Raw genomic sequence first — 11,658 nt, 5'->3', positions numbered from 1 at the left:
CTTTTGATTTTTAAGATGAGTATAGAGGAAACAGTGTATAACAGTATATCAACGTATATAACAGTTGGATAAATCTATAGTTGCTCCTACATATGTTTTTAGATTTAATTAAATTAAAAAGAAACTCAGGTGAGATCATGAAAATTGTACTACGCAAAGAGTCTAATATACCATTCTATCAACAAATTTATATGCAAGTTGTTGAGCGGATTCAAAGTGGAATGTTATTACATGGTGATTCCTTACCTTCTTTACGTACTATAGCAGATGATTTGAAAATAAGTATATTAACCGTTCGTAAAGCCTATAAACAGCTGGAAACAAAAGGCTATGTACAAATTAAACAAGGAAAAGGTGTGTATATACATAAACATGAACATCGGAAGCATCAGCCTACGCCGTATGATTGGCAACATACGAAATCAATCAATGTCATGCGATCTCAATATGTAATGAATCAACATAGGAAATATTATGATTTTTCACAGGCCATTCTTTATCCTCGTCTTTTACCTAATCCATTTCTTTCGGATGAAATGCAAAAAATAATAGACAAAGATCAAATGATATTAGCAACTTATGGACCAGTTCAAGGAGATGAAGAGCTTCGAATAGAAATTGCAAGATACTTAAAAGATTATCAAAGACTAGCTGTAGATCCTTCTAATTTATTAATTACAAGTGGCGCCCAGCAAGGAATTGATTTAATCGCTCAAACATTATTACAACCAGGTGATACAGTTATAATAGAGAGCCCGTGCTACGGTGCAGCAATTGATGTATTTATAAACAAAGGGGTTAAAATCATACCAATTGAGCTTGATGAACAAGGAATTCGCTCTGATTTAATCGATGAAGTTTGTCAAAAACAGAGACCCGTTTTAGTATATGTGAATCCTACTTTTCAAAACCCTACAGGTACTATAATGAGTAGCCAAAGGAGAAATGAACTTGTAGAACTAGCAGAACTGTATCATTTTTTTATAATTGAAGATGATTCTTTTGGGGAAATATATTTTGATGAAGTTATAATTCCACCTCCACTTAAAACATTTGATACAAATGGTCACGTTATATATTTAAAAGGATTCAGTAAAACATTAGCGCCAGGCCTTCGTATTGCAGCATTAGCTGTAGAAGGACCTATTTTTGAATGGTTATATGCTGTGAAAGCTTCAATGGATATAGGAAGTCCGTTACTACCACAAAAGGCACTTCTTCCATTTTTACGAGCAGAAAGAATGAAAAATCATTTAGAAAAATTACGCACTGCATTACAACTAAGACGCGATACAACACTAGAAATATTAACTTCTCTAACAGGGGAAATTCATTTTCAAAAACCTCTAGGTGGTTTTAATTTATGGATTACACTTCCAGATTCAATCAATGCTTTTATGTTACTTAAAAAAGCGAATGAAGCGAACGTTTCTTTTCTACCAGGAACGGCTTGTTTTTTGAATCATGAATCAAAATATAACTATTTACGAATTAGTTATTCTATGTTAAATGAAAAAGACATATTGATTGGATTAAAAAGATTTCATAACGTATTGCTAAACTCCCTAAAACAACAAAAAACAGTTAATATATCTCCATATTAACTATTTTTTCAGGTTGTATTGGTGCAATATCTTTTCTAACATTTCGCAAGTAACTGGTTGTGCTCCAGCTGTTAGTTGATAACCAACGCGACCGTTCGGTTCTGCCGTTGCTTGTTGTAATGTTTTAATATCATGAATTCCTTGTTCTCTTAAATACATCAGCAGTTGCTGTTCTGTCATTTTCGTACGTCTCAAATTATTTTTCAAAATTTCTCCATTTTCAACAATAACAATGCTATTACCATTTAAAAATTGTTCCATCCCTCTTGATTTCATTTCTACATAATGAATAATAAATAAAACACCTGAAAATATACAAGCAGCAAGGATAGACGGTCCTACTTTTCTACTTAGCACTGGTTCTACAATAATACGCCCAATAGAGACAACGATAATAATTTCAGCTCTTGTCATCTGATTAATTGATTTACTTCCGGTTAATTTTAAAGCGAGGATACCCGTAACAATTAAAATTATGCTTTCAAAAAAAATATTCATCAACAATCCATTCCTTTAATGCTAATTTATGAATAACATTACCATTAATTAAATTCTTTATTGTTCACACAGTTCCTAAAAACTAAAAACAAGTATATACTAGCACTCCCTAGCATGTACTTGTTTTTAGTTATCCTAGTCAATCCTTACTAGATTTTTTAAAATTCCAAAAGAGATTTTCAATTTGTGCCTTCTCTTGCTCTACTCCATAAAACAAAAGAAGCGGATGTTCTCTTTTTATTTGGTACAATTCCCAAGAATGACATAGGGAATTTTTCTTTTTTTTCATTTAAATAATTTTGTGAACGATGAATATATATTTATAATCCAAGTAATAAGAGACTGAAATGTATATGTATTCTTATCAATAATCACACTTGTTAGACTACCTATAACAGCACTCCCGATTATGTCAAATGGATAATGATGTCCTACCCAAATACGTGAAAAACCTGTCAAAACTGCTAATAACCACATAATAGAGCCAATTAAACGTTCACGAAGTAAAACGGAAATCGCTACAGCAAAAGCTAAGGCAGTATGTTTACTTGGAAATGAGGAATTACTCTTTGATGGGATAAGCAAACGAATTCGATGGAAAATAAAAGGACGAGGTTTAAAATAAAAAAGTTGGATGATACGGTTTATAAATAAAGTAACTCCTGCTGAAATTCCTGCATACAAAATAATTTTTTTGTAGAAATTGTTTCTAAACCACATAAATATTAATATGAAAAGGTATAGATAACGCGTCTTCTGTGAAAGAAAAACCATTATCGCATCCATAGTAGTTCCTCGTCCAGCAAGACGATTTATAACCTTAAACAGCATATAATTCATTATAAATGTTCTCCTTTATTTCTGAAATGATATATAAAGTCCATTAACTAATAAAAAATGGAAAACAGTTTATGACTGAATTGCCTAGGTGGCAATTGTTCACCAATGAATTTAAAATGGTCCCCACAAACTATAAACCATCCCTCCAACAATGAACACTAAACCTAGAAATAACACTATAAAAGCGAGAATTGATTTTTTATTATCTTCCATGAACTTTACCTCCTTAAAAATTATTGGTTCTATATAAATTTCCCCACAACAAAAACCTTTAGTCATAATTATGGCTAAAGGTTTTTGTCATCATACTTATAAGGAATAAAAATATGGAATTATAACCTGTAAGAACAGACTATATACAGTTAAGAAAGATTAAAACCTTTTTATTTGCCCTCGAATTTCTCCGTTTGGGTGGTTTTCCGTATGAGCGTTTACATACGAATTGCCGATTTCCATCTTTCTTGCTAGTTCTAACAAGGACATACCTTGTAAAGGACCAGTAAGGTCACTTTCTACAATTATTCCCGTTACCACTCCTCTATTGACACTAATACCACGCGTTACTGGTCCAAAAAGAAATGCGACAACCTGACCATTTTCGCCTCGCGTCCCTAGATGAATGTGAACAGCAGTCAATATTTCTATATCATTAAGCACCAATTTAAATCGAAGTCCTGTAAAATCAGTATTAAATCTAAATAGTACTAAACCGCAAGCATCTGTTTTTACAAGAGGCACTTCTTCTCGCCCTGTTAATCTAGTTAAAAAACATTTAGACAAAGTATAGTTCACTTCCCTATTCATTAAATAATGTATTTTATTCATTTGATAGAAAACAGCTTGCACGTTTTTACTATAAATAGATTTATCGCTTTTAGATGCACAACGATAACTACATTTTCTTGGGTTAATGGAATCTTATCAATGTTTTTTCTTAATGCATTTATCAAAATAGCACGAAATATTAATAAAAAAGAGTCCATCTCAATTCCACAAATCTATGCATTTTTTGTTCAATGATGTCTTTGGTTCATACGATACATTTCTCTTCCGCTCAAATTCGCTTTATGCTAAGCTGCACTTTTACAAAAATAAATCATATAGTGACTTTAACAATCCCTAATCTAATAAAGTAGGTGAAGACTATGCCCTCTGTTGTCGGAAATCTTGTTGTTCAAAATAGTAACGGTTCTTTTAACTTAGGTGATTTCTATAATGTTTCTCCGAAAGAGAATACAAAAGCCTATAATGGTTCAGGATCATCTAATGTTGCTTTTATAACTAATACCTTTAACGGTGTGAGTGCAACGAATACATTTGATTCTGATGTTGCAGATCAAAATCAAGTTGGAACAGCTTAATTTTATTAAGAGTAATAAAATCAGTTTTATAAATTGTACACAGCACCAATTGGAATTGTTGAAAAATATATCCCATTCTGAGTCATATACGTAGGATAATAATATTGTACAGACGGATAGTCAAAATGCATACCTTGCATCTGCATTGTTTGTACCTGCGCTTGTAATGCCTGCTGAACAGATTGAAGTGTACCTTGTGCTGAAGTATATGTTACAGCAGGAACTCGAATTTCATTATTAAAATATGGAACATTCATATTCATTCAACTCCCTCTTATATAATCATCCACACACTGTTTTATATATTATGGATATGAGTTTTAAAAAGTTCTAAAGCGTAACAATATTTAACAACCTTTTGTCCACCGTTGGAAGGAATGAAGATGCAGCAAAAATATTTATACAAACGAAAATGAAGACTAAGAACCGATATATACATGGTTCTTAGTCTTCATTTCATTTTATACAATACTCATTGTCCTTTTAAAACATTCTCTTCAAAATATTTTCCCCAATCAGGTTGTCTTCCATCAATATCTTTAAATCCATATTCTCTCGCTAACCCCCAAGAACTAAGGGCTTTTCCTGTTTTATTATGAACGTTCGAATCACTTGCTAAAGCAGCGATTGCTCTACCAATAAAGAAAGGTGTTTCAGATGCGATAAAGTGTGGATCTTTCTTTACACCTTCTTGCCAATTTTCTTCTGTTACACCAAATAAATCTAACATTGCTTCCGAACGGAGAAATCCAGGACTTACCGCAACAGCAGTAATATGATGTTCCTCTAAATCTTTCGCCATTGCTTCTGCCAAATGGATGGTTGAGATTTTTGCTAAGCTATAATATAGGTTACCACGGTACTGATAATCGACACCATCTGTAATTTCAATTACAAGTCCCTTCTTATTGTTCACCATTAGGGGGGTACCATAGTAACTTGTCATCATGTGTGAATGGACAGCACGTTGTTGCATAAGTAATCCATTATGTAAGTCATGTTCCCAAAATGGTTTTCCCCATTCAGTAAGCGGATCTCCGCCCCAAACATCATTTACTAAAATATCAAGTTTGCCGTTTTGTTCATCTTGAATTTTTGTAAATAATGCTTTAATATCCTCTTCCACTGTGTGATCTACACGTACGGAAATCCCCTTTCCTCCTTGTTTTGTAACAAGCTCTGCTGTTTCTTCAATCGTTTCTGTTCTTCCCATTGATGATAAATTACCCTTTGTACTTCTTCCTGTTACATACACAGTTGCTCCTGCTTCACCAAGCATCATTGCAATACCTCTTCCAGCACCACGCGTTGCACCAGCTACAACTGCGACTTTTCCTTGTAATGGTTTCATATACAATTCTCCTTAATGTTTATTTTCCAGTCTAATTAATTTAGGTACATGCTCTCTATCATACTTTTTTGTATATATTTCCTCATCCGGAGTAACAAATTGTAGCGTAATCTTACCACAAACACCAGTGTAAAATTCGAACTCACCTTCTGAATTTGAAATAGCAAGTTCTTTATTTACGATTGAGTCTGCATAAACTTTAACATTCGATATAGAAAGGTTGTTGCCATCTACAATAACTGACTTTATATGAATAGCAACCCCTTTACAATTTTCACTTCCTTTATTATACATAACCATTACTATCACTCCGGTTCCTACGATAATACATATCAACAAGGCTATTATGTTTTTCTTCATAATAAACCTCCTATAAGTCTTTCTTAAAATGGAAATCTACACGATTTACTTGTTTCATTTCCTCGATTACTCTATGAATTCCTATCCTAATTTTATCTTCTTTCATATTTGATACATTCAGTTTTAAAAGTTTTTCTTTACGGAAAGAAGACAAATAATTTTTATCAACAGTCTCTATAAATATTTGATTTTGCCCTAAGTTTTTAATAAGCGTTTCCGTAACAATACTTTTATGTAATGATAAGCACGTATGTATTCCTATTTTGCTTTCTGTTTTACAAAACAGATGTTGATTTTCTTTATAAGCTTCTTCTAATGCTCCAGATAACGCCTTAGATCTAGCGTAATATGACAATTGGATTTTTTGTTTGTGTCGTTCAAACATCCCGCTTTTTATGTAAATTTCTAAAGCAGCTTGGGAAATCATTGAACTATCAATATCTAATAGCTTTTTATATTTATGAAACGCTTCTGCAATAGAAGCAAGAATAACTGCCACACCTACACGTAATCCAGGGAAAATAATCTTCGAATAACTTTTTAGATAGATTACATGTGAAGAATTATCGTAACTATATAGTGGATCTACCTTTGGGTTTTGTTCTAAATCTGCTAAATAATCATCTTCTACTATAAATACATTGTATTTCTTTGCGAGAGAAATAATCTTTTCTTTTTCCTTCTTAGAATATGAAGTGCCGAGTGGATGATGAAATCTTGGGATGGTATAAAAGAATTTTATCTTTCCCGTTCGAAATATCTTTTCTAACTCAAATAAATCAATACCTTTAGCAGTGCGTTTTATTCCGATTACAGGAGTCCGATTTGTTTCTAGATATTCAATAAATAAGTGATAACTCGGTTGCTCAATAAGTATCGTTTCATTTTGATTTGGAAAGGGTATTGAAGTTAATATAACTAGAGCTTGCTGCACTCCTGAGGTGATAAAGATATTTTCTTCTTTTGCGAAAACTTGATAGTTCGCTAGTTGTTTTTGCACAATTGAAATTAAAGATGGCAGCCCTTTAGGTGTACCATATATAAACAAATCATTCTTATACGTATCAATTGCCTTATTAATACAATGTTGAAAATCTAAGTAAGGAAATACATCAGGATCTGGAGCTGAAGATGCAAAATCAAAATTCTCTGTTTCATCTTCTTCATAATCCCCCATTTTTTTCACCACATAATATCCACTTTGAGGTACGGAATAAATAATATGGCGCTTCTCTAATTCATGAAGTGCACGTATAATGGTTGCTTTGTTGCACTCATATTGTGATACGAGTGAACGTATAGACGGTAATTTCCTACCTTCTTTTATCTCTCCTTTTTGAATCATGCTTTCTAAATCATTTAATACATTTAAATATTTATACATGATTACACCTCAACGTCCATTTTGTACCGGTACAGTTTGTATTTGTTCACATTGTAGCACCGATTCAGAAAGATTACCATGTACATATACTGGCCAGTAGTAAATCAATTATATGAGGTGAAATTATGAAAAACACAACTAAAGCATATACAGCCGCATTAGTATATGCCTTTATTATCGGATTTTCATTTATGTTTGTGAAATTAGCATTAACGGTTACAACTCCTCTCGATACACTTGCACACCGTTTTACAGTTGCTTTTTTAATAGCAACTATTCCTATCATTTTTGGTTTTGTAAAATTAAATATTTCATTTAAAAACATACTTTCACTTTTACCACTAGCAATCTTTTACCCAGCATTATTCTTTGCGTTCCAGGCTTTCGGCTTAGTATATACAAGCTCGTCTGAAGCTGGGATTATCCAAGCTGTCATTCCGATATTCACAATGATTTTCGCTTCTTACTTTTTAAAAGAATTTACAAATGCATGGCAAAAAATATCTGTACTCATTTCTGTAATTGGTGTTATTTATATATTTGTTATGAATGGCACAGGAACTCATGAGACTAGTTTTATAGGAGTTGCTTTTATTCTGCTATCAGCGTTATCATCTGCTTGCTACAATGTTTTAGCACGAAAAATGACAAAGAAATTTAAGTTAATAGACTTAACATATATGATGACAATGATTGGGTTTCTTAGTTTCAATTTAATCGCTATCATTGAACATATGAATGAAGGTACTGTAAATATATACTTTAAACCATTTACAAACGGAACATTTCTTATATCTATTTTATATTTAGGATTATTGTCTTCTTTGCTAACAGCATTTTTATTAAATTATTCATTGTCTTATATGGAAGCAGCTAAAATGAGTGTCTTTAGTAATCTATCTACACTTATTACAATTATTGCAGGAGTATTATTCTTACACGAACACATTGCATACTATCATATCGTTGGGGCCATAATGATTGTTCTTGGTATAGTAGGTACAAACTTCCTAGGTAAAAAAGGAATTCATATAAAAGAAAAGAATACCTCTATTAGTAAATAAAAAGCGAGGGGTTTTTCATGCAGCAGGTAATGCCTATTAATATTAGTAATATAGCTGAACTAACAAAAGAATTGGATACATTATTAAACGTATCAATATCTTCTAATCAAGAACTTGAGAATTGGTTAATACAACAATCACAGACTTTAAATTCTATCAATGAGCAACTCATGCAACATTATATTGCTTTTCAACGAAATACAAATGATATAAAGGTAAAAGAAGCTTTTGACTTTGATCAAAAAAATGTACAGCCTACATTAAAACGTTATAAAAGTCTACTAGATCAAAAATATTATGAATCACCCTATCGCTTCCAGTTAGATCCCTCTCAGTTTGGATTCTTAGATACAAAAATCCAAAACATTCGAAGCCTCTTTAACGAAGAAAATATTAGTTTAGAGGTTACTGAAGATGAGTTAATAACAAGATATTTTGAAATCACTGGTAATCTCTCTTCTATGTGGGGCGGTGAAGAGGTAAACCTTTCTGAATTAAGAATATATCTACAAGATTCTGATCGAAACATTCGTCAAAAAGCGATGACTGCTATCTCTGAAAAGTTTTTATCCGTAGAGAATGAAATTCAAGAAATCTTAAATCAGTTAATTGTGCTTCGAACAAAAAAAGCTAGGAACGTTGGTTTAATGAATTATCGTGACTACATGTTTAAAAAATACGAGCGTTTTGATTATACGGCCGAACAATGCAATAAATTCGCTGAATCTATTCGTAAATACGTTGTGCCGCTTCAAGAAAAAATGCATAAAGAATTACAGGAAAAGCTTGGGGTAGATACGTTACGTCCGTGGGATATACATGCTGTACCTGCAGATCATAAACCTTTACACCCTGTAAAAAATGAAAATGAATTAATAGAAAAAAGCAAAACACTTTTCGCAGAGATTGATTCAAGTTTTTCAGCTCTTCTAGAAAAAATGCATAACCATCTAGATTTGGAAAGCAGAAAAGGGAAAGCACCTGGTGGATTTTGTGAATATTTGCCCGCATCTAAGTTATCATTTATTTTTATGAATTTAACAAAAACACAAGATGATGTTGTTGTTTTCTTACATGAGATGGGTCACTGTATTCATCATAATTTAATGAAAGATATTTCGATACATCAATATCAACATTTACCAATGGAGACTGCTGAATTAGCAAGTATGACAATGGAACTATTTACAATGAACAACTGGGATGTTTTTTATAATAATCAAGAAGATTTTAAACAAGCTAAGCGAGAACAATTAACACAAATTATAGAGTATTTACCAATTACACTGATTATTGATCAATTTCAACACTGGTTGTATGAGAATCCAACTCATACTGTCGAAGAAAGAAATGCTAAGTTTTTAGAACTTTCTTCTGTATATAATTCAAGCATCGTAAATACAGATGGCTATAAAAATTGGATCGTCGCACAATGGTTATCTATTCTACATATTTTTGAAGTACCCTTCTATTATATTGAATACGCAATTGCACAAATTGGCGCTTTACAAATGTATAAACAATATAAAGAAAACCCTCAGCAAGCATTGCAAAACTATAAAAAAGCTTTATCTTTAGGTAGTTCTAAGTCTGTAAAAACAGTATATGAAGCAGCTGGAATTCGATTTGACTTTTCTGGTGAAACAATTAAGGATTTGATGTGTTTTGTTGAAGAGGAATTAGCGTTATTAGAAAAAATATGAGTAATTAAGCCTACGTTTTATTTAATTTAACCTGTACTAAAAGACTCTATTTTGAAATTATATTTTTCAAAATAGAGTCTTAGTTTATTATTATTAGTTTACATAATAATATTATATTTCTTTCAAGATGATGACTTACAAGCAAAACACCAACTGATTGGTATTTATATGATGATTTAAAGGAATCAATAACTATTCGATCCTTTCAGATATTTGCTGAACAAATTGTCTTGGTCGTCGATGAGGCTAATAATGAAGTGATTGGCCTTGATATTTTTGGATAAGCTTTTACTTCTAACTGAACTATTAAATGATTGTTAAAACGAAAAAAGCACAATGATGTGCTTTTTCGTTTTAACCCTTCACTTTTAATCAGATAACACCGCTTATTAAAATCTTCTTCTGGGGATCGAATCTCAATAAACAAATCCTCATAAACTCCTACTCATTAAGAAAGGGTAGAAAATTCCTTCTATGTAATTACATCAAGCTTTCTGAGAATATTGTAAAATACCATTTGCATCAAAATAATAATAATAACCATCTAATAAAATCCAACCTCTAGTCATATGATATCCTGCATAAAAATGATACCACTTGCCATCATATTTTAACCATCCAACATGTTGTGATCCATCTTGTTTCATATAAGCCCAACCTACACCATCATGTATCCAACCTGTTTGCATTTGACCGTTGGAATTAAAATAATAAAGCTTTCCATCAATATGATTCCAGCCAGTACTCATATATTTATCTTTAGGTAAATAATACCAATACCCACCGTTTTGAAACCAACCAGTTTGCTGTGAGCCGTCCGCTTTAAAATATGCCCAACTTACACCGTCATGTATCCAACCTGTCTGCATTTGACCACTGGAATTAAAATAATAGTTTTTGCCATCCACCTTATACCATCCTGTTGCCATTGCCCCGGAACCATTCAATAAAAAATACCATTTCCCTCCGTCTTGTAGCCAACCATGATATAACGATCCGTTTTTAAAATAATACCAGTATCCATTATAAGAGAACCATCCATTTCTTGGAGCTTTGACCGTATTACGTTCTTGGTTAGAGTATTGAATACCATGTTTATTTCCTTTAATATCACTATTCCTTATTTCTGGTGAAAGTTCTGTTTTTATATGAATTGATTTTTGCTGTTGTACAGCAGGTGTTTTTTGAAATCTTTGATTCTGTTTTTCTTGCTTAGAATTTTCCTGTGCATGTGAAATAGTAGGAAATAAAATAGCAGACGATAAAATAACTGAAACTATTCTTTTTTTCATATGTATCCCCCTATGATAATGTTAAGAGTAATTTGGTAAAAATATACTCTATTAAAATATATTACCACAATGATTGTAGTTCGAATATAAAAACATTGGAACTTGGATATAACAAGTTACGTATAAAATGGTTTCAGAAAAACATATTGCCTCGCAAAAAAGTTTTTCATAATAATAAGAATTAAATAATAAAAAAATCAG

The 11,658-nt window shown here is 32.0% G+C and carries 12 protein-coding genes; 4 read left to right on the top strand and 8 right to left on the bottom strand.

Features of this window, described 5'->3' with window-relative positions; genetic code table 11:
• Window positions 1-137 precede the first annotated feature (137 nt).
• The gene (pdxR, locus tag C568_RS0101105; protein WP_018780510.1) at window positions 138-1,604 is read left to right on the top strand and encodes a MocR-like pyridoxine biosynthesis transcription factor PdxR; all 1,467 of its coding nucleotides are present in this window, start codon (window positions 138-140) and stop codon (window positions 1,602-1,604) included.
• Here pdxR and C568_RS0101100 read toward each other — a convergent pair whose 3' ends face one another.
• From C568_RS0101100 to C568_RS0101080, 3 genes are all read right to left on the bottom strand, one after another.
• Window positions 1,605-2,102, bottom strand: coding sequence for a DUF421 domain-containing protein (locus tag C568_RS0101100; RefSeq protein WP_006094925.1), 498 nt, complete (start codon window positions 2,100-2,102; stop codon window positions 1,605-1,607).
• Between the two features lie 285 nt (window positions 2,103-2,387).
• A complete protein-coding gene (locus tag C568_RS0101090; protein ID WP_018780508.1) occupies window positions 2,388-2,942 on the bottom strand; it encodes an undecaprenyl-diphosphatase in 555 nt (184 codons plus the stop codon).
• A 372-nt stretch (window positions 2,943-3,314) separates the two neighbouring features.
• A complete protein-coding gene (locus C568_RS0101080; protein WP_080740374.1) occupies window positions 3,315-3,767 on the bottom strand; it encodes a CHRD domain-containing protein in 453 nt (150 codons plus the stop codon).
• Between the two features lie 320 nt (window positions 3,768-4,087).
• On the opposite strand from C568_RS0101080, the gene C568_RS0101075 reads away from it, so the two are divergent.
• The gene (locus C568_RS0101075; protein ID WP_017149453.1) at window positions 4,088-4,303 is read left to right on the top strand and encodes a spore germination protein; all 216 of its coding nucleotides are present in this window, start codon (window positions 4,088-4,090) and stop codon (window positions 4,301-4,303) included.
• Between the two features lie 26 nt (window positions 4,304-4,329).
• Here the strand turns inward: C568_RS0101075 and C568_RS0101070 are convergent, their stop codons facing one another.
• The 4 genes from C568_RS0101070 to C568_RS0101055 all read right to left on the bottom strand — a co-directional run bounded on the left by C568_RS0101070 (window position 4,330) and on the right by C568_RS0101055 (window position 7,398).
• Window positions 4,330-4,566: a DUF3947 family protein gene (locus C568_RS0101070; RefSeq protein WP_006094922.1), complete on the bottom strand. Its 237-nt coding sequence runs from the start codon at window positions 4,564-4,566 to the stop codon at window positions 4,330-4,332.
• A gap of 209 nt (window positions 4,567-4,775) precedes the next feature.
• The gene (locus C568_RS0101065) at window positions 4,776-5,654 is read right to left on the bottom strand and encodes an SDR family oxidoreductase (protein WP_018780505.1); all 879 of its coding nucleotides are present in this window, start codon (window positions 5,652-5,654) and stop codon (window positions 4,776-4,778) included.
• Window positions 5,655-5,666: 12 nt separating this feature from the next.
• The gene (locus C568_RS0101060; protein WP_018780504.1) at window positions 5,667-6,014 is read right to left on the bottom strand and encodes a hypothetical protein; all 348 of its coding nucleotides are present in this window, start codon (window positions 6,012-6,014) and stop codon (window positions 5,667-5,669) included.
• Window positions 6,015-6,024: 10 nt separating this feature from the next.
• Window positions 6,025-7,398 (bottom strand): aminotransferase-like domain-containing protein, encoded by a 1,374-nt coding sequence (locus C568_RS0101055; RefSeq protein WP_018780503.1) that lies wholly within the window; start codon window positions 7,396-7,398, stop codon window positions 6,025-6,027.
• Window positions 7,399-7,523: 125 nt separating this feature from the next.
• On the opposite strand from C568_RS0101055, the gene C568_RS0101050 reads away from it, so the two are divergent.
• Together C568_RS0101050 and C568_RS0101045 are read left to right on the top strand one after the other, a co-directional pair.
• A complete protein-coding gene (locus C568_RS0101050; protein ID WP_018780502.1) occupies window positions 7,524-8,462 on the top strand; it encodes a DMT family transporter in 939 nt (312 codons plus the stop codon).
• A 17-nt stretch (window positions 8,463-8,479) separates the two neighbouring features.
• Window positions 8,480-10,165, top strand: coding sequence for a M3 family oligoendopeptidase (locus tag C568_RS0101045; RefSeq protein ID WP_018780501.1), 1,686 nt, complete (start codon window positions 8,480-8,482; stop codon window positions 10,163-10,165).
• Window positions 10,166-10,650: 485 nt separating this feature from the next.
• Here the strand turns inward: C568_RS0101045 and C568_RS0101040 are convergent, their stop codons facing one another.
• Window positions 10,651-11,457, bottom strand: a complete 807-nt coding sequence (locus C568_RS0101040) for an N-acetylmuramoyl-L-alanine amidase family protein (protein ID WP_018780500.1) — start codon at window positions 11,455-11,457, stop codon at window positions 10,651-10,653.
• Window positions 11,458-11,658: the final 201 nt, after the last annotated feature.

Source organism: Bacillus sp. 95MFCvi2.1 (assembly GCF_000374965.1).
Taxonomy (GTDB): domain Bacteria; phylum Bacillota; class Bacilli; order Bacillales; family Bacillaceae_G; genus Bacillus_A; species Bacillus_A pseudomycoides.
Note: the sequence above shows the minus strand (reverse complement) of the source record. Positions and strands in the feature narration are given on the sequence as shown.

Coding starts and splice junctions, on each gene's coding strand:
- pdxR (WP_018780510.1), top strand. CDS start 138: ATGAAAATTGTACTACGCAAAGAGTCTAATATACCATTCTATCAACAA.
- C568_RS0101100 (WP_006094925.1), bottom strand. CDS start 2,102: ATGAATATTTTTTTTGAAAGCATAATTTTAATTGTTACGGGTATCCTC.
- C568_RS0101090 (WP_018780508.1), bottom strand. CDS start 2,942: ATGAATTATATGCTGTTTAAGGTTATAAATCGTCTTGCTGGACGAGGA.
- C568_RS0101080 (WP_080740374.1), bottom strand. CDS start 3,767: ATGAATAAAATACATTATTTAATGAATAGGGAAGTGAACTATACTTTG.
- C568_RS0101075 (WP_017149453.1), top strand. CDS start 4,088: ATGCCCTCTGTTGTCGGAAATCTTGTTGTTCAAAATAGTAACGGTTCT.
- C568_RS0101070 (WP_006094922.1), bottom strand. CDS start 4,566: ATGAATATGAATGTTCCATATTTTAATAATGAAATTCGAGTTCCTGCT.
- C568_RS0101065 (WP_018780505.1), bottom strand. CDS start 5,654: ATGAAACCATTACAAGGAAAAGTCGCAGTTGTAGCTGGTGCAACGCGT.
- C568_RS0101060 (WP_018780504.1), bottom strand. CDS start 6,014: ATGAAGAAAAACATAATAGCCTTGTTGATATGTATTATCGTAGGAACC.
- C568_RS0101055 (WP_018780503.1), bottom strand. CDS start 7,398: ATGTATAAATATTTAAATGTATTAAATGATTTAGAAAGCATGATTCAA.
- C568_RS0101050 (WP_018780502.1), top strand. CDS start 7,524: ATGAAAAACACAACTAAAGCATATACAGCCGCATTAGTATATGCCTTT.
- C568_RS0101045 (WP_018780501.1), top strand. CDS start 8,480: ATGCAGCAGGTAATGCCTATTAATATTAGTAATATAGCTGAACTAACA.
- C568_RS0101040 (WP_018780500.1), bottom strand. CDS start 11,457: ATGAAAAAAAGAATAGTTTCAGTTATTTTATCGTCTGCTATTTTATTT.